Raw genomic sequence first — 17,335 nt, forward strand, 5'->3', positions numbered from 1 at the left:
ATCGCCCCGCCAAAGGCATGGGGTAAGCTTTCGCGCTTGGCCTTTCGCTCTATGACCTATTCCCTCAATACCCTGAACGCCACCTCGCAAGCCAAGGGGGCGGGGCGCGGCGGCGTGGCCCGCTTCGGCCATGAACTCAGCCTGATCGCAGGGCTGCTGGCGCTGGTGTTCTGGCTGCTGTCGCTGGCCAGCTTTTCGCCGCAGGACGCGGCCTGGTCCACCACCGGAGTGCCCGAGCACGCCGCGGTGGCCAACTGGGTCGGCCGCCTGGGGGCCTGGGCGGCCGATGCCTCCTATTTCACCCTGGGCTTTTCCGTCTGGTGGGCGGTGGCGGCGGCCGTGCATGCCTGGCTGGCCTCGCTGGCGCACTGGATGCGCGGCGGCCAGCACGCGGGCGGCGCGGCGCCCTCGCACCCCTGGCTGCGCCGCAGCCTGTACTGGCTGGGGCTGGTGCTGCTGCTGTGCGCCAGCTGCGCGCTGGAATGGTCGCGCCTGTACCGCTTTGAAGGCCTGCTGCCGGGCCACGCCGGCGGCGTGCTGGGCTACCTGATGGGGCCGCTGGCCGTCAAATGGCTGGGTTTTACCGGCTCGGGGCTGGCCGGCGTGGTGCTGGTAGTGCTGGGCGCGGGCCTGGTGTTTCACTTTTCCTGGGGGCTGCTGGCCGAGCGCCTGGGCGGGCGCATCGACGCCGTGGTGCAGGCCGGCCGGGCGCGGCGTGAGCGCGTGCGCGACGCGGCCGTGGGCCGGCGCGCGGCGCGCGAGCGCCAGGGCCCGGCGGTGCGCGAGGAGCCCCATGCCGATGCCCCGCTGGCGCCGGCGCCGGCCGCGCTGGCGCACGCCCCCGTCACCATCGTCGAGCCGCAGCCGAGCGAGCCGGCGCCCAGCACCCGCGTGGTCAAGGAGCGGCAAAAGCCCCTGTTCACCGAGATCCAGGACAACGCCCTGCCGCAGGTGGACCTGCTGGACGCGGCCCAGGCGCGCCAGGAAAGCGTGTCCGCCGATACCCTGGAGATGACCAGCCGCCTGATCGAGAAGAAGCTGGGCGACTTCGGCGTGGAGGTGGTCGTGGTGGCCGCCGCGCCCGGCCCGGTCATCACGCGCTACGAGATCGAGCCGGCCACGGGCGTCAAGGGCTCGCAGATCGTCAACCTGGCCAAGGACCTGGCGCGCTCGCTGTCGCTGGTGTCCATCCGTGTGGTCGAGACCATCCCGGGCAAGACCACCATGGCGCTGGAGTTGCCCAACGCCCGGCGCCAGACCATCCGGTTGTCGGAAGTCCTGGGCTCGCAGGTCTATCACGACGCCAAGAGCATGCTCACCGTGGGCCTGGGCAAGGACATCGTGGGCGCGCCCGTGGTGGCCGACCTGGCCAAGATGCCGCACTGCCTGGTGGCAGGCACCACCGGCTCGGGCAAGTCGGTGGGCATCAACGCCATGATCCTGAGCCTGCTGTACAAGGCCGAGGCGCGCGACGTGCGCCTGCTGATGATCGACCCCAAGATGCTGGAAATGTCGGTCTATGAAGGCATCCCGCACCTGCTGGCGCCCGTGGTCACCGACATGAAGCAAGCCGCCCACGGCCTGAACTGGTGCGTGGCCGAGATGGAGCGGCGCTATAAGCTGATGAGCAAGCTGGGCGTGCGCAACCTGGCGGGCTACAACACCAAGATCGACGAAGCCAAGGCGCGCGAGGAGTTCATCCCCAACCCCTTCAGCCTGACGCCCGAAGAGCCCGAGCCATTGGCGCGCCTGCCGCACATCGTGGTCGTCATCGACGAGCTGGCCGACCTGATGATGGTGGTGGGCAAGAAGATCGAGGAATTGATCGCCCGCCTGGCGCAAAAGGCCCGCGCCGCCGGCATCCATCTCATCTTGGCGACCCAGCGGCCCAGCGTGGATGTGATCACCGGCCTGATCAAGGCCAACATCCCCACGCGCATCGCCTTCCAGGTCTCAAGCAAGATCGACAGCCGCACCATCCTCGACCAGATGGGCGCCGAGGCCCTGCTGGGCATGGGCGACATGCTCTACATGGCCAGCGGCACGGGGCTGCCGGTGCGGGTGCACGGCGCCTTCGTGTCGGACGAGGAAGTGCACCGCGTCGTCAACTACCTCAAGAGCCAGGGGGAGCCGGACTACATCGACGGGGTGCTGGAGGGCGGTACCGTCGAGGGCGACGACAGCGGCTTCGGGCCCGACGGCGAAGGCGGCAGCGGGGGTGAAAAGGATCCCATGTACGACCAGGCCGTGGAGGTGGTGCTGAAAGACCGCAAGGCCAGCATCTCCTACGTCCAGCGCAAGCTGCGCATCGGCTACAACCGTTCGGCGCGGCTGCTGGAGGACATGGAGAACGCCGGCCTGGTCAGCGCCCTCACCAGCAACGGCCAGCGCGAAGTGCTTGTCCCTTCCCGTAGCGAATAGGACCCAGGGTTGTGAAGAAACTTCTTACTACTGTTTTGATAGCTGCCAGCGCCCAGTGGGCCTGGGCTGACGGCCTTTCCAGCCTGGAAGGCTTCATGAAGGCCGCCAGAAGCGGCAGCGCGCAGTTCACGCAGACGGTGACCGCGCCCCCGAAGGACGGCCAGAGCGCGCGCAGCAAGACCAGCAGCGGCACTTTCGACTTCCAGCGGCCGGGGCACTTTCGCTTCATCTACCAAAAGCCGTTCGAGCAGACCATCGTGGCCGACGGCAAGACGCTGTGGCTGTATGACGCCGACCTGAACCAGGTCACCCAGCGTGCGCAGGACAAGGCGCTCGGCTCCACGCCCGCCGCGCTGCTGGCCTCCGCGCCCGACTTGGCGGCGCTGCGGGCCGACTTCACGCTGGAATCCGCCCCTGACCAGGACGGCCTGCAATGGGTGTTGGCCAGCCCCAAGGCGCGCGACGGCCAGCTCAAGAGCGTGCGCGTGGGCTTTAACGGCGAGACGCTGGCGGCGCTGGACATCCTGGACAGCTTTGGCCAGCGCTCGCTGATCCGCTTTACCGGCATGAAGATCAACCCCGCCCTGGCGGCCGACACCTTCACCTTCAAGCCGCCCGCCGGGGCGGATGTGCTGCAGCAGTAGCGCTTCTGTTTTAATAGCTACCAGCGCTTGCCCGGCGGGCGCTAGATCCCGATTTGGCTGGTATTTTGGGTGAGCGCCGCGGCCACCCGCTCCCGCACGCCCGGCAGCCATTCGGCCTCGAACCACGGGTTGTGCTTGAGCCAGCCGTTGTTGCGCGGGCTGGGGTGGGGCAGGGCGATCACCGGGCTGCCCGGGGCGCCGCTGGCACGCACGGTGTCGGCCAGTGGCCGGCCGCGGCTGCCCGGCAGGTGCCAGCCAATGGCGTACTGGCCCACGGCCACCGTCAGCGCAATGTGCGGCAGCTGCGCCAGCAGCGGTGCGCGCCAGGTGGGCGCGCACTCGGGGCGCGGCGGCGCGTCGCCCGAGGCGCCCTTGCCCGGGTAGCAAAAGCCCATGGGCACGATGGCCACGCGCCCCGGGTCATAGAACACCTCGCGCGGCAGCTGCAGCCAGTCGCGCAGCCGCTCGCCGCTGGCGTCGTCGAACGGCACGCCCGAGGCATGCACCTTGCGCCCCGGCGCCTGGCTGGCAATCAGGATGCGCGCGCCCGTGCCCGCCTGCAGCACCGGGCGCGGGCCCAGCGGCAAGAAGGGCGCGCACAGCGTGCACTGGCGCGCGCGGTGCAGCAGGTCGTCCAGGGGCAGCAGGGGGTGCGCAGCGGGTTGTCTTCGAGTCGCCATGGGGTGTTTTCAGTCTTCGCGGATGTGCGCGCCGGCCTGCGCCAGCAGCTCGCGCAGCAGGGATCGGTGGCAGCGGGCCTCGTTCTCGCAGTAGCAGCCGACCGAAAAGTGAGCCTGCCTGGACAGCTGGGCCAGCGTGTCGATCAGGTGGCGCTGCCCGGGCTCGGCCATCTCGCGGCGGTAGCGGCGGGCGAACGCCGCCCAGGCAGCGTCATCGTGCGCGGCCAGCGCCTGCTTCACGGCCTCGGCGCTGGGCGCCAGGTTGGGCAGCCAGGCGTCATACCAGTCCTGTGCGGCGAACTGCGCGCGCGGCACGCCGCGCGGGGGCCGGCGCACGGTGCCGATGCGCGTGCCCTCGCCCGGCGCACGCGGGCTGCCCAGGCGGACGATGCGAACTGGCATGGAAGGAGACTCTTTCGTCGGTTGCCCCGAAAGGGCGAAAGCCAACCCGCATCATAGGAACGCGGCCGCGCCAGCCGGGCCGCGGCAGGCGAAGCCGCTACGATCGGTGCTGCTTTTGCAGGTCGCGCCCGCCATGAAGTCTTCTCCCCCCGCCGCCGTTCACCAGCCCCTGGCCGAGCGCCTGCGCCCACGCAGCCTGGGCGAGGTGATCGGCCAGCAGCACATCCTGGGGCCGGGCATGCCGCTGCGCCTGGCGTTCGAATCGGGCCGCCCGCACAGCTGCATCCTGTGGGGCCCGCCGGGGGTGGGCAAGACCACCATCGCCCAGCTGATGGCCGAGGCGTTCGACGCGCAGTTCATCAGCATCAGCGCCGTGCTGGGCGGCGTCAAGGAGATCCGCGAGGCCGTGCAGCTGGCCGAGGCGGCGCGTGACGGCCTGATGCGCCAAGGCACCATCGTGTTTGTCGACGAGGTGCACCGCTTCAACAAGAGCCAGCAGGACGCCTTCTTGCCGCACGTGGAAAGCGGCCTGTTCACCTTCGTGGGCGCGACCACCGAGAATCCGTCGTTCGAGGTCAACTCCGCCCTGCTGTCGCGCGCCACGGTGTATGTGCTGCAGCCGCTGACGACCGATGATTTGAAGCAAATAGTGGCCAAAGCCCAGGCCAGTCAAGCGGTGCCAGCTATCGAAGATGAAGCACTGGAGCGCCTGGTGGCCTATGCCGATGGCGACGCGCGGCGCCTGCTGAACACGCTGGAGACGCTGGCCATCACCGCCGCGCAGGCGGGCCTGGAGCGCATCGCCGACGACTGGCTGCTCAAGGTGCTGGGCCAGCAGGTGCGCCGCTATGACAAGGGCGGCGAGCAGTTCTACGACACCATCAGCGCACTGCACAAGTCGGTGCGCGGCTCCGACCCGGACGCGGCGCTGTACTGGCTGGTGCGCATGCTGGACGGCGGGGCCGACCCGCGCTACCTGTCGCGGCGCATCGTGCGCATGGCCTGGGAGGACATCGGCCTGGCCGACCCCAGGGCGCTGCAGATCGTGGGCGACGCGGCGCAGACCTACGAGCGCCTGGGCTCGCCCGAGGGCGAACTGGCCCTGGCCCAGGCCGTCCTCTACCTGGCCGTGGCGCCCAAGAGCAACGCCGGCTACGCGGCCTACAACAAGGCGCGCGCCTTGGTGAAGGAAGGCGCCAGCCTGCCCGTGCCGCTGCACCTGCGCAACGCCCCCACGACACTCATGAAGCAGCTGGACTACGGCCGCGGCTACCGCTACGCGCATGACGAGGACGGGGGCTTTGCCGCCGGCGAGTCCTACCTTCCCGAGGGCATGCAGCCGCCCGGCTTCTACCAGCCCGTGCCGCGCGGGCTCGAGATCCAGATCGGCCAGAAGATGCAGGAGCTGCGCGAGCGCAACGCCGCGGCCCGCGCGGACGGGCTGGCGCCGGCGGACTGAAACGCCGCCGCCCGCAGCCGGCGCGGGCTGCGCTGGGAATAAGCGCATACCCTGCATTGCGCATGAGCATCAGTATTTCTAATGGTGTGGATGCTTGCCTGATGGGCCCCGCCTTCAAGGGAAAACCCCGCCGGAGTGGCACCCCGGCGTTCATCAAAGCCGTGACAAAATTTCACCCACAAGACCCGCGCGGCACCTAGCCGCCGGGTTTTTTAGTAAGGAAACGCTGAATTTGTCCCCGTGGCAGCAGGCGTGGACTTGACCGGCAGGCGGCCCACAAGGCTGAGCCAGACAGGGGTTGCCCGCCGGGCACATGCGTCACTCACGAAGGACCGAAGGACTCAACTTATGGACATACTGCTGCAACAGATCATCAACGGTCTGGTCCTGGGCAGCATGTACGCCTTGATAGCCCTGGGCTATACCATGGTGTACGGCATCATCCAGCTCATCAACTTCGCGCACGGCGAGGTGCTCATGATCGGGGCGCTCACCAGCTGGAGCTGCATCGGCCTGATGCGGGACGCCATGCCCGGCGCGCCCGGCTGGGTCATCCTGCTGCTGGCCACCATCATTGCCTGCTTCGTGGCGGCGGTGCTCAACTACACCATCGAGAAGGTCGCCTACCGGCCGCTGCGCAACAGCCCGCGACTCGCCCCCTTGATCACCGCCATCGGCATGTCGCTGCTGCTGCAGACGCTGGCCATGATCATCTGGAAGCCCAACTACAAGCCTTATCCCACGCTGCTGCCGTCCACGCCCTTCGAGGTCGGCGGCGCGGTGATCACCACCACCCAGGTGCTGATCCTGAGCGTGACGGTGATCGCGCTGGCGGCCATGGTCTATCTGGTCAGCTACACCCGGCTGGGCCGCGCCATGCGGGCCACGGCCGAGAACCCGCGCGTGGCGGCGCTGATGGGCGTCAAGCCCGACATGGTGATCTCCGCCACCTTCATCATCGGCGCCGTGCTGGCGGCCATCGCCGGCATCATGTACGCCTCCAACTACGGCACGGCCCAGCACACCATGGGCTTCCTGCCGGGCCTCAAGGCCTTCACGGCCGCGGTGTTCGGCGGCATCGGCAACCTCACGGGCGCCGTGGTGGGCGGCATCCTGCTGGGCCTGATCGAGGCCATCGGCTCGGGCTACATCGGCCAGCTCACCGGCGGCGTGCTGGGCAGCCACTACACCGACATCTTCGCCTTCATCGTGCTGATCATCATCCTCACGCTGCGCCCCTCGGGCCTGCTGGGCGAGCGCGTGGCAGACCGGGCGTAACGAGGGCAGGAACATCACCATGAAAAATCACAAGATCCAATGGGTCCTGGGCGCCGTCGCGCTGCTCGTGCTGCCCCTGATCCTGCAGTACTTCGGCAACGCCTGGGTGCGCATCGCCGACCTGGCGCTGCTGTACGTCATGCTGGCCCTGGGCCTGAACATCGTGGTGGGCTACGCCGGCCTGCTCGACTTAGGGTACGTTGCCTTCTACGCCGTGGGTGCCTACATGTTCGGCCTGCTGGCCTCGCCCCATCTGGCCGACAACTTCGCCTGGTTCGCAGCGCACTTCCCCGAGGGGCTGCACATGTCGCTGTGGATGGTGATACCGCTGGCCCTGGTGCTGGCGGCCATCACCGGCGTGCTGCTGGGCATCCCGGTGCTCAAGTTGCGCGGCGACTACCTGGCCATCGTGACGCTGGGCTTTGGCGAGATCATCCGCATCTTCCTGAACAACCTGGACCACCCGGTCAACATCACCAACGGCCCCAAGGGCCTGGGGCAGATCGACTCGGTCAAGATCTTCGGGCTGGACTTCGGGCGGCGGCTGGAGCTTTTTGGCTTCGACATCAGCTCCGTCACGCTGTACTACTACCTGTTCCTGGCGCTGGTGCTGGTCACCATCGTGGTCTGCTACCGCCTGCAGGATTCGCGCATCGGCCGCGCCTGGATGGCGATTCGCGAGGACGAGATCGCCGCCAAGGCCATGGGCATCAACACCCGCAACATGAAGCTGCTGGCCTTCGGCATGGGCGCCTCGTTTGGCGGCGTGGCGGGCAGCATGTTCGCGGCCTTCCAGGGCTTCGTCTCGCCCGAGTCCTTCAGCCTGATGGAGTCGGTGATGATCGTTGCCATGGTGGTGCTGGGCGGCATCGGCCACATCCCCGGCGTGATTCTGGGCGCCGTGCTGCTGTCGGCCCTGCCCGAGGTGCTGCGCTACGTGGCCGGCCCGCTGCAGGCCATGACGGACGGCCGGCTGGATGCCTCCATCCTGCGCCAGCTCCTGATCGCCCTGGCCATGATCATCGTCATGCTGCTGCGCCCGCGCGGCCTGTGGCCGGCGCCCGAGCACGGCAAGAGCCTGGCGCAGAAGTCCTGAACCCCACCGAGATCGCAGTCACAACATGGCAGATACAGCAGATAAAGAAGTGGTGCTCAAGGTCGCGGGCATTTCCAAGCGCTTTGGCGGCCTGCAGGCACTGTCCGACGTGGGCATCACCATCCGCCGCGGGCAGGTCTATGGCCTGATCGGACCCAACGGCGCGGGCAAGACCACCTTCTTCAACGTGATCACCGGGCTGTACACGCCCGACGCCGGCAGCTTCGAGCTGGCCGGCCAGCCCTACGAGCCGCGCGCCGTGCACCTGGTGGCCAAGGCCGGCATCGCCCGCACCTTCCAGAACATCCGGCTCTTCGCCGAGATGACGGCGCTGGAGAACGTGATGGTGGGGCGGCACATCCGCACCCGCTCCGGCCTGGCCGGGGCGATCTTTCGCACCAAGGGCTTTGTGCAGGAGGAAGCGGCCATCGCCCAGCGCGCCCAGGAGCTGCTGGACTATGTCGGCATCGGCAAGTACGCCGACTACAAGGCGCGAACGCTGTCCTATGGCGACCAGCGCCGCCTGGAGATCGCCCGGGCCCTGGCCACCGACCCGCAGCTGATCGCCCTGGACGAGCCGGCCGCCGGCATGAACGCCACCGAGAAGGTGCAGCTGCGCGAGCTGATCGACCGCATCCGCAACGACGACCGCACCATCTTGCTGATCGAGCACGACGTGAAGCTGGTCATGGGGCTGTGCGACCGCGTCACGGTGCTGGACTACGGCAAGCAGATCGCCGAGGGCACGCCGGCCGACGTGCAGAAGAACGAGAAGGTGATCGAGGCTTACCTCGGCACCGGAGGACACTGAGGAAATGGCTCACATGGCAGAACAATCCAAGCAGGTGCTGCTGCAGGTCAAGGGCCTGAAAGTGGCCTACGGCGGCATCCAGGCCGTCAAGGGCGTGGACCTGGAAGTGCGCGAGGGCGAGCTGGTCACGCTGATCGGCTCCAACGGCGCCGGCAAGACCACCACCATGAAGGCCATCACCGGCACCCAGGGCATGAACGATGGCGACATCGAGTACCTGGGCCAGAGCATCCGCGGCAAGGGTGCTTGGGACCTGGTGCGCAGCGGCCTGGTGATGGTGCCCGAGGGCCGCGGCGTGTTCGCGCGCATGACCATCACCGAGAACCTGCTGATGGGCGCCTACACGCGCAATGACAAGGCCGGCATCGCCGCCGATGTGGAGAAGATGTTCAACATCTTCCCGCGCCTGCGCGAGCGCAAGGACCAGCTGGCCGGCACCATGAGCGGCGGCGAACAGCAGATGCTGGCCATGGGCCGCGCGCTGATGAGCCAGCCCCGGGTGCTGCTGCTGGACGAGCCCTCCATGGGCCTGTCGCCCATCATGGTGGACAAGATCTTCGAGGTGGTGCGCGACGTGTACGCCCTGGGCGTGACCGTCGTGCTGGTGGAGCAAAACGCCAGCCGCGCCCTGGCGATTGCCGACCGCGGCTACGTCATGGAGTCCGGCCTGATCACCATGACCGGTGCGGGCCAGCAGCTGCTGAGCGACCCGCGCGTGCGCGCCGCCTACCTGGGCGAGTAGGCCGGGGCAGGGGACATTTTTTGGGGAACTGGCGCATCAGAAACGCCAGGCTTGGCCCCGCTAAGGCGGGGCTTTTTTCCGTCCGCTTGCTTCTGTATTCATAGCTGCCAGCGCTTGACTGTATTGGGTTAGAGTGCGATTTGGCCTGAAAATCTGATTTGCCATGCACGCCCTGCAATCCCTGCCCGTCTCGCTGCAGACCATCTTGCTGCTGGTAGCCAGCAACGTCTTCATGACGATCGCCTGGTACGGCCACCTGAAAAACCTGGCGACCGCGCCCTGGTACGTGGCGGCCCTGCTCAGCTGGGGCATCGCGCTGTTTGAATACCTGCTGCAGGTGCCGGCCAACCGCATCGGCCACACGCAGTTCAGCGTGGGCCAGCTCAAGATCATGCAGGAGGTCATCACCCTGACGGTGTTCGTGCCTTTTGCCGCGCTGTACCTGGGCGAGCCGCTGAAGTGGGACTATCTGTGGGCCGGTCTGTGCCTGGTCGGGGCGGTGTATTTCATCTTCCGCGGGGGCTGAAGGGGCGCGCGGCACGCGGTTAAACTCGCGCCCACCCGCACAGCCGGCCCCCACGATGGGCCAGGGCTTGCGAGGCCCGCCCTTCGACTACCCCCTCCAGGAGCCCTCATGCTGTTTGGCAAGCTGTTGCCGCGCGAAGGCAATTTTTTCGACATGTTCAACCAGCATGCCGAGCGCATCGTCGAAGCCGCACGCGCGTTCTCGCAGCTGGTGGCCAACTACAACGACCCGCACCTGCGCGACCGCTACAACCTGGACGTGGACAACGCCGAGCGCGCCGCCGACCGCGTCACGCACGAGGTCAACCGCACGCTGCACAAGACCTTCATCACGCCGATCGACCGCGAGCAGATCCACTCGCTGATCAACACCATGGACGACGTGGCGGACCTGCTGCAGGACTCGGCCGAGACCATGGCGCTGTATGACATCCGCCACATGACCGACGAGATCACGCGCCTGACGGACTTGAGCCTGAAGTGCTGCGAGCGGGTGCAGGACGCGGTGAAACTGCTGCCGCGCATCGCCGACCCGGCGGTGGCGGAGGCCGCGCTCAAGATCTGCGAGGAAATCGACCGGCTCGAAGGCGACGCCGACCGGGTGCTGCGCAGCGCCATGAGCAAATTGTTCCGCGAGGAAGTGGACGTGCGCGAGCTGATCAAGCTCAAGGCCATCTACGAGCTGCTGGAGAGCGTGACCGACCGCTGCGAGGACGTGGCCAACCATATCGAGGGCGTCATCCTCGAGAACTCCTGAGCCCCGGCACCGCGCCGCTGGCCCAGGCTTTCGCCCGCCCATCATGGAAATCACGCAAACCGCCCTGTGGGTCGTCGCCCTGCTGGTGGCGCTGGCCATCCTGTTCGACTTCATGAACGGGTTCCACGACGCCGCCAATTCGATCGCCACCGTAGTCTCCACGGGGGTGCTCAAACCCACGCAGGCCGTGGTGTTCGCCGCGTTCTTCAACTTCGTCGCCATCTTCGTGTTCCACCTGAGCGTGGCGGCCACCATCGGCAAGGGCATCGTGGACCCGGGCGTGGTGGACACGCACGTGATCTTCGGCGCGCTGGTGGGGGCCATTACCTGGAACGTCATCACCTGGTACTACGGCATCCCCAGCAGCAGCTCGCACGCGCTCATCGGCGGCATCGTGGGCGCGGTGATCGCCAAGTCGGGCGCCGGGGCGCTGGTGGCCAGCGGCATCCTGAAGACCGTGGCGTTCATCTTCATCTCGCCGGTGCTGGGCTTTTTGCTGGGCTCGCTGATGATGGTGGCCGTGGCCTGGGCCTTTCGCCGGGCGCGCCCCAGCCGCATCGACAAGTGGTTTCGCCGGCTGCAGCTGGTGTCTGCCGGCGCCTACAGCCTGGGCCACGGCGGCAACGACGCGCAAAAGACCATTGGCATCATCTGGCTGCTGCTGATCGCCACCGGTTACTCGTCGGCCAGCGACAGCTCGCCTCCCCTGTGGACCATCATTTCCTGCTATGCGGCCATCGGCCTGGGCACCATGTTCGGTGGCTGGCGCATCGTCAAGACCATGGGCCAGAAGATCACCAAGCTCAAGCCCGTGGGGGGGTTTTGCGCCGAAACGGGCGGGGCCATGACGCTGTTCATCGCCACCGGCCTGGGCATCCCCGTCTCCACCACCCACACCATCACCGGCGCCATCGTCGGCGTGGGCTCCACCCAGCGCGCCAGCGCCGTGCGCTGGGGCGTGGCAGGCAACATCGTCTGGGCGTGGATTCTCACCATTCCCGCCAGCGCGTTCGTCGCCGCCATTGCGTACTGGATCAGCCTGCAACTCTATTGAGTGCCGCAGCCCGTTGTAAGCACCCACCCCCTAGGCAACTGGCGCAACTCAGGCCAGCAGACGCCGCGCAAGGGCCGCCCCGCAGCGCTGGCGTCGTCCCCCTTCCCGAATTGCGCAGCAATTCGAGAGAAGGGGGAAGCCGCGCAAGCGGCTCAGGGGGATGTCACTGCGAGATCTTGCGGGCTTCCTCGATCTGGTATTCGAAGTAGCGCTGGAAGCTGAAGGCCAGGCTGGCCATCAGCACGGCCGTGCCGATCATCAGCGCCAGGCCGATGGCGAAGATCGTGGGCCAGCCGGTGCGCCCGGGCGGGGCGTCGGGTTCTGCCCCCGGGTTGAAGCGCTCGTTCCAGCGCTCGGGCGTCATCAAGCCGTAGAGGATGGCGCGCAGCGCGCAGCCGGCGATGGTGAAGCCCAGCAGCGGGATCAGCATCCAGCTCAGGTGGTCGTCCAGCCCCCACTGCTGCACGCGCTCTATCCCGTACACACCCAGCGCCGTCGGGATGGGCAGCAGCCAGCCGACGGAGTCGCGCAGGCCGTACAGGTAAAAGCGATGCAGGCCCAGCGGGCCCCCCAGAAAGGCCAGCCAGGCGGCCAGGGTCTTGTTCTTCATGGGGGGCGATTATTGGCCGGCGATCATTCGGGCGCTGTGCCGTCGGCTGCGCCCAGGGGCCTTTCCATCAGCACCACGTCGCGCCAGGCGCCGAACTTCCAGCCCACCGAGCGCAGCACGCCCGCTTCGGTGAAGCCGGCGGCGCGGTGCACGCCGATGGAGCCGGCGTTGGCCGAGTCGCCGATGACGGCCAGGAGCTTTCTCACACCGGCGCCCTCGGCCTCGCGCACCAGCGCGGCCAGCAGCAGCCGGCCCACGCCGCGTCCGCGCGCTTGCTCGGCCACATAGATGGAATCTTCTGCCGAGAAGCGGTAGGCCGGGCGCGGCTTGAACCAGTTGCAGTAGGCAAAGCCCAGCAGGCCGGCGTCGGCGTCGCCTTCGGCCACCAGCCAGGGCAGGCCGCGCGCCAGCACCTCGGTGCGCCGCGCCGCCATCTCCTGCTCGCCGGGCGGCTCGGTCTCGAAGGTGCCGGTGCCGTGCAGCACGTGGTGGGCGTAGAGGGCAGTGATGGCGGGCAGGTCGCCGTCGCGGCTGGGTCGGACGAAGGGCATGGCGGGGGCAGGGGTTGTGGATATAATGGCCGGCTTTGCTGCGTGTCGCTGGCCGGGTGGCCAGTCGCGTGTCTCAAACGCGGCGAGAATGACGCGGCCTCCAGCATTGTTAGCTACCGGCCGCTCCACCCGAAGGATTCATCATGGTCGTTATTCGACTCTCGCGCGGCGGCTCCAAGAGCCGTCCCTTCTTCAACATCGTCGTGTCCGACAAGCGCGTGCGCCGCGATGGCCGTTTCATCGAGCGCCTGGGCTTTTACAACCCGTCGGCCCGGGGCGGCGAAGAAACCCTGCGCATCGCCCAGGACCGCCTGACCTACTGGACGGGCGTGGGCGCCCAGGCTTCTCCCACCGTGGAACGCCTGGTCAAGCAAGCGGCCAAGCAGCAGCCGGCCGCCTGATCACGGCCCGGCCGACCAAGCGCACCAGGGCGAGCCCCGCTGGCATGACCGGCGGGCTCGCCTTTTTGCATTGATGGCCCCCTTTTTTCCTTTCTTTCGCCAAGCACCGCCATGACATCCACGCTGCCCGCGCTGACCCCTGCCGAACTGCCGCCCGATGCCGTGGAGGTCGGCCGCATTGCCGATGCCTGGGGCGTCAAGGGCTGGCTCAAGGTGCTGCCTTTCAGCAGCGACGCCGAGGGCCTGCTGTCGGCGCGCAGCTGGTTCTTGCAGCCGGCCGAGCGCGGCGGCAAGAACACGTTTGCCGGCACTGTGCAGCTGGATATCCGCCAGGCGCGCATCCACTCCGGCGCAGTGGTGGCCTGGGTCCGCGGCGTGGACGACCGGGACGTGGCCGAAGGCCTGCGCGGCGCGCGCATCTTCGTGCCGCGCTCGGGCTTTCCCGCGGCCGCCGAGGATGAGTACTACTGGGTCGATCTAATCGGCCTGGAGGTCGTCAACCGCGAAGGCGTGGCCCTGGGCACCGTGCGCGACCTGCTGCCCACCGGCCCGCAGACCACCCTGGTGCTGGCCTATGAACAGGACGGCAAGCCGCAGGAGCGGCTGGTGCCCTTCGTCTCGGCCTTCGTCGATCAGGTGGATCTGGCCGGGCGGCGCATCACCGTGGACTGGCAGCCCGACTTCTGAGCTGCCCGCCATGCGCTTTGACGTCATCACGCTGTTTCCCGAGCTGTTCGCGCCCTTTCTGGCCAGCGGCGTGACGCGGCGCGCCTACGCCTCGGGCCAGGTGCAGGTGCAGCTGTGGAACCCACGTGACTGGGCCGAGGGCAACTACCGCCGGGTGGACGACCGCCCCTTTGGCGGCGGCCCCGGCATGGTCATGCTGGCCGAGCCGCTGGCGCGCTGCGTGGCGGCCATTCGCGCCGAGCGCGCGGAAGGCGAGGGCGCGCAGGCGCCGCTGGTGCTGTTCTCGCCCATCGGGCGGCGGCTGGACCACGCCGGCGTGCAGGGCTGGAGCGAGGGCGCCGGCGCCCTGTTGCTGTGCGGCCGCTACGAGGGCGTGGACCAGCGCTTCATCGACCGCCACGTGCAGCTGCAGATCAGCCTGGGCGACTTCGTGCTCTCCGGCGGCGAGATTGCCGCCATGGCGCTGCTGGACGCCGTGGCCCGCCTGCAGCCCGGCGTGCTGCACGACGCCGGCAGCCACCAGCTGGACAGCTTCAACCCCGAGCTGGACGGCCTGCTGGACTGCCCGCACTACACCCGGCCCGAAACCTGGCAGGGCCAGGCCGTGCCGGCCGGGCTGCTGTCGGGCCACCATGCGCAGATCGAGCGCTGGCGGCGCCAGCAGCGCCTGGCCACCACGGCGCGCCACCGGCCGGATCTGCTGGACGCCGCGCGCCAGCAGGGGCGAATCACGGCGGCTGACGAAGCCTTTTTGGAAAAAGACCGCTGATTGCTATAATGGCGGGCTTTCGATCCTCTGGCCGGCCGCTGCGCACCGCATCATTTCAAGCACAGCACACAGGCGCCAATCGTGGCGCCGCATGCCAATCCTGGCGCGGACAAGATCGCATTCGAGTGCAACCATGAACCTCATCCAGACCCTCGAGCAGGAAGAAATCGCCCGCTTGAACAAGACCATTCCCCAGTTCGGCCCTGGCGACACCGTGATCGTCAGCGTGAACGTGGTGGAAGGCGCCCGCAAGCGCGTGCAGGCCTACGAAGGCGTGGTGATCGCCAAGCGCAACCGCGGCCTGAACAGCGGCTTCACGGTGCGCAAGATCTCCAGCGGCGAAGGCGTGGAGCGCACGTTCCAGACCTACAGCCCGTTGATCGCCGGCATCGAAGTCAAGCGCCGCGGCGACGTGCGCCGTGCCAAGCTGTACTACCTGCGCAGCCGCAGCGGCAAGTCGGCCCGCATCAAGGAAAAGCTGCCTTCGCGCGTCAAGGTCGCCCCGACCGCAGCCGCGTAAGCACCGGCGCCCGGCCGGCGCCACCAGGCGACCGGCAGGAACCAGGAAAAACGCTACAGTGCTTCGGCCCTGTAGCGTTTTTCTTTTTCCGCCTCCCCTGCCGCCGCCAGGCGCCAACCCCACCCCCCCCGCATTTCCCCATCGTCCCTGCGATGCCGCTGCCTCCCAGCCTGCCCGTTTTCGATCCGCGCACCGTGCCCGTCATTGGCGTGGACGCGCACCTGCCGCGCGTGGCGCCGGCCGAGCAGCGGCCCGACGCGCTGCGCCGGCGCTTTGCCGCGCCGCCGCCCTGGGCGCCCGAGATCCGCCGCGAGCCCAAGTTCGCCGACCGCCAGCCGGCCAGGGCCGCGGTGCTGGTGCCCATCGTGCTGCATGAGCGGCCGACGGTGCTGCTGACCGAGCGCACGGCTCACCTGTCCACGCATTCCGGTCAGGTGGCCTTCCCTGGCGGGCGCACCGACCCGGAGGACGCCGACGCGGCCGCCACGGCGCTGCGCGAGGCCCACGAGGAGGTCGGCCTGGAGCCGGAGGCCGTCGAGGTGCTGGGCCCCATGCCCGTCTATGTGACGGGCACTTCCTTCATCGTCACGCCCGTGGTCGGCCTGGTGCGCCCGGGCGCGCCGCTCACGCCCAACCCGCACGAGGTGGCGGACGTGTTCGAGGTGCCGCTGGACTATCTGCTGGACCCTTCGCACCACCAGCGCCACCTGCTGAGCTGGCAGGGGCAGCAGCGCGAATGGTTCGCCATGCCCTACCAGGATGGCGACAAGATGCGCTTCATCTGGGGCGCCACGGCCGGCATGCTGCGCAACCTCTACCGCTTCCTGCGGGCCTGAAAGCGGCAGTGCGGGTGCGGCACCTGCGCCGCTATGATTGCCCGCCATGAGTTTCTTCGCCATCCTGTTTGCACTGCTGATCGAGCAGGCGCGGCCGCTGGCGCGCAGCAACCCCATGCATGCTGGCCTGCGTGCCTGGGCGCTGTCGATCAACCGCAACTTCGACGCGGGCGCCGCCCACAACGCCTGGGTGGCATGGGCCCTGGCCGTGCTGCTGCCGCCGCTGGCGGTGCTGGGCGTGTACTGGGCGCTGCTGCACTTCATCGGCTGGCCGCTGGCGCTGGTGTGGAACGTGGCGGTGCTCTACACCACCCTGGGCTTTCGCCAGTTCAGCCACCACTTCACCGGCATCCGTGACGCGCTGGAAGAGGGCGACGCCGCCGGCGCCCGCGCCCGCCTGGCGCTGTGGAAGCAAGTGGACGCCAGCGAGCTGCCGCGCAGCGAGGTGGTGCGCCACGTCATCGAGTATTCGGTGATCGCCGCGCACCGCCATGTGTTTGGCGTGCTGGCCTGGTATTCGGTGTGCGCCGCGCTGGGCCTGGGGCCGGCAGGCGCGGTGCTGTACCGCCTGGCGGAGTTCGTTGGGCGCTACTGGGCGCCGCGCACCGCCACCGCGCACCCGGCCAGCAGCGCGCTGCAGGCCGTGGCCGCCCAGGCCTGGACAGCCATCGACTGGCTGCCGGCGCGCCTGACGGCGCTGTGCTTTGCCGTGGTCGGCAGCTTCGAGGAAGCCATCGAGGGCTGGCGCTTTCATGCCCAGCGCTTTCCGAGTGACAACGACGGCGTGATCCTGGCCGCCACGGCCGGCGCCATCAATGTGCGCTTAGGGGGCGAGGCGCTGCGCAAGGCCAGCGCGGATGCCTACGTCACGCCCGGCTTCGAGGCCGGCGCTGAATTGGGCGACAGCGACAGCACGCCCGGACGCGAGCCCGGGGTGGGCCACCTGCGCAGCGTGGTCGGGCTGGTGTGGCGCTCGGTCGTGGTGTGGATGCTGCTGCTGGCGCTGCTGACACTGGCGCGGCTGCTGGGCTGAAAACTATCATTTTGATAGCTGCCTACGCTTGACTGGCAAGCGTTGCAGGCCATTTTGGT

20 protein-coding genes are annotated in these 17,335 nt (G+C 68.4%); 16 read left to right on the forward strand and 4 right to left on the reverse strand.

All coding sequences use genetic code 11. The annotated features are described in order from the left end of the window. Positions 1 to 51: 51 nt before the first annotated feature. Positions 52 to 2,421: a DNA translocase FtsK gene (locus C7H73_RS15850; protein WP_106845712.1), complete on the forward strand. Its 2,370-nt coding sequence runs from the start codon at positions 52 to 54 to the stop codon at positions 2,419 to 2,421. Positions 2,422 to 2,432: 11 nt separating this feature from the next. After that, positions 2,433 to 3,065, forward strand: a complete 633-nt coding sequence (gene lolA / locus C7H73_RS05425) for an outer membrane lipoprotein chaperone LolA (RefSeq protein ID WP_106845713.1) — start codon at positions 2,433 to 2,435, stop codon at positions 3,063 to 3,065. A 41-nt stretch (positions 3,066 to 3,106) separates the two neighbouring features. Here lolA and C7H73_RS05430 read toward each other — a convergent pair whose 3' ends face one another. Then, positions 3,107 to 3,745: a uracil-DNA glycosylase family protein gene (locus C7H73_RS05430; RefSeq protein WP_106845714.1), complete on the reverse strand. Its 639-nt coding sequence runs from the start codon at positions 3,743 to 3,745 to the stop codon at positions 3,107 to 3,109. Positions 3,746 to 3,754: 9 nt separating this feature from the next. Beyond that, complete coding sequence (locus C7H73_RS05435) at positions 3,755 to 4,147, reverse strand: DUF488 domain-containing protein (protein ID WP_106845715.1); 393 nt, start codon at positions 4,145 to 4,147, stop codon at positions 3,755 to 3,757. 133 nt (positions 4,148 to 4,280) lie between these two features. Here C7H73_RS05435 and C7H73_RS05440 point away from each other — a divergent pair, with 133 nt between their 5' ends. From C7H73_RS05440 to C7H73_RS05475, 8 genes are all read left to right on the forward strand, one after another. Continuing rightward, positions 4,281 to 5,606 (forward strand): replication-associated recombination protein A, encoded by a 1,326-nt coding sequence (locus tag C7H73_RS05440; RefSeq protein ID WP_106845716.1) that lies wholly within the window; start codon positions 4,281 to 4,283, stop codon positions 5,604 to 5,606. 348 nt (positions 5,607 to 5,954) lie between these two features. Beyond that, positions 5,955 to 6,884, forward strand: a complete 930-nt coding sequence (locus C7H73_RS05445) for a branched-chain amino acid ABC transporter permease (RefSeq protein WP_106845717.1) — start codon at positions 5,955 to 5,957, stop codon at positions 6,882 to 6,884. Positions 6,885 to 6,903: 19 nt separating this feature from the next. After that, positions 6,904 to 7,980: an ABC transporter permease subunit gene (locus C7H73_RS05450; RefSeq protein WP_106845718.1), complete on the forward strand. Its 1,077-nt coding sequence runs from the start codon at positions 6,904 to 6,906 to the stop codon at positions 7,978 to 7,980. Between the two features lie 25 nt (positions 7,981 to 8,005). Then, complete coding sequence (locus tag C7H73_RS05455; RefSeq protein ID WP_106845719.1) at positions 8,006 to 8,791, forward strand: ABC transporter ATP-binding protein; 786 nt, start codon at positions 8,006 to 8,008, stop codon at positions 8,789 to 8,791. A 13-nt stretch (positions 8,792 to 8,804) separates the two neighbouring features. Further along, the gene (locus tag C7H73_RS05460; RefSeq protein ID WP_106845720.1) at positions 8,805 to 9,533 is read left to right on the forward strand and encodes an ABC transporter ATP-binding protein; all 729 of its coding nucleotides are present in this window, start codon (positions 8,805 to 8,807) and stop codon (positions 9,531 to 9,533) included. A gap of 163 nt (positions 9,534 to 9,696) precedes the next feature. Then, positions 9,697 to 10,059 (forward strand): DMT family protein, encoded by a 363-nt coding sequence (locus tag C7H73_RS05465; protein ID WP_106845721.1) that lies wholly within the window; start codon positions 9,697 to 9,699, stop codon positions 10,057 to 10,059. Positions 10,060 to 10,167: 108 nt separating this feature from the next. Next, positions 10,168 to 10,815 (forward strand): DUF47 domain-containing protein, encoded by a 648-nt coding sequence (locus C7H73_RS05470; RefSeq protein ID WP_106845722.1) that lies wholly within the window; start codon positions 10,168 to 10,170, stop codon positions 10,813 to 10,815. Between the two features lie 43 nt (positions 10,816 to 10,858). Next, positions 10,859 to 11,869 carry an inorganic phosphate transporter gene (locus tag C7H73_RS05475; RefSeq protein WP_106845723.1) on the forward strand — a complete coding sequence of 337 codons (1,011 nt, stop codon included), beginning with the start codon at positions 10,859 to 10,861 and terminating at the stop codon, positions 11,867 to 11,869. A 163-nt stretch (positions 11,870 to 12,032) separates the two neighbouring features. On the opposite strand, the gene C7H73_RS05485 is transcribed toward C7H73_RS05475, so the two are convergent. Beyond that, the gene (locus C7H73_RS05485; protein ID WP_106845724.1) at positions 12,033 to 12,479 is read right to left on the reverse strand and encodes a TM2 domain-containing protein; all 447 of its coding nucleotides are present in this window, start codon (positions 12,477 to 12,479) and stop codon (positions 12,033 to 12,035) included. A 23-nt stretch (positions 12,480 to 12,502) separates the two neighbouring features. Then, positions 12,503 to 13,030 carry a GNAT family N-acetyltransferase gene (locus C7H73_RS05490; protein ID WP_106845725.1) on the reverse strand — a complete coding sequence of 176 codons (528 nt, stop codon included), beginning with the start codon at positions 13,028 to 13,030 and terminating at the stop codon, positions 12,503 to 12,505. A gap of 143 nt (positions 13,031 to 13,173) precedes the next feature. Between C7H73_RS05490 and rpsP the strand changes: the two genes are divergently transcribed. From rpsP to C7H73_RS05520, 6 genes are all read left to right on the forward strand, one after another. Further along, entirely contained in the window at positions 13,174 to 13,431 is a 258-nt protein-coding gene (rpsP, locus tag C7H73_RS05495) for a 30S ribosomal protein S16 (RefSeq protein ID WP_106845726.1), read from the forward strand. A gap of 111 nt (positions 13,432 to 13,542) precedes the next feature. Further along, positions 13,543 to 14,118 carry a ribosome maturation factor RimM gene (gene rimM, locus C7H73_RS05500; RefSeq protein WP_106845727.1) on the forward strand — a complete coding sequence of 192 codons (576 nt, stop codon included), beginning with the start codon at positions 13,543 to 13,545 and terminating at the stop codon, positions 14,116 to 14,118. Positions 14,119 to 14,128: 10 nt separating this feature from the next. After that, the gene (trmD, locus tag C7H73_RS05505; RefSeq protein ID WP_106845728.1) at positions 14,129 to 14,887 is read left to right on the forward strand and encodes a tRNA (guanosine(37)-N1)-methyltransferase TrmD; all 759 of its coding nucleotides are present in this window, start codon (positions 14,129 to 14,131) and stop codon (positions 14,885 to 14,887) included. A 133-nt stretch (positions 14,888 to 15,020) separates the two neighbouring features. Then, entirely contained in the window at positions 15,021 to 15,407 is a 387-nt protein-coding gene (gene rplS, locus C7H73_RS05510) for a 50S ribosomal protein L19 (RefSeq protein WP_106845729.1), read from the forward strand. Positions 15,408 to 15,559: 152 nt separating this feature from the next. Next, the gene (locus C7H73_RS05515) at positions 15,560 to 16,243 is read left to right on the forward strand and encodes a CoA pyrophosphatase (protein WP_106845730.1); all 684 of its coding nucleotides are present in this window, start codon (positions 15,560 to 15,562) and stop codon (positions 16,241 to 16,243) included. A gap of 46 nt (positions 16,244 to 16,289) precedes the next feature. After that, positions 16,290 to 17,276 carry a CobD/CbiB family protein gene (locus tag C7H73_RS05520; RefSeq protein ID WP_106845731.1) on the forward strand — a complete coding sequence of 329 codons (987 nt, stop codon included), beginning with the start codon at positions 16,290 to 16,292 and terminating at the stop codon, positions 17,274 to 17,276. Positions 17,277 to 17,335: the final 59 nt, after the last annotated feature.

The organism is Pulveribacter suum, from assembly GCF_003013695.1.
Classification (GTDB): Bacteria; Pseudomonadota; Gammaproteobacteria; order Burkholderiales; family Burkholderiaceae_C; genus Melaminivora; species Melaminivora suum.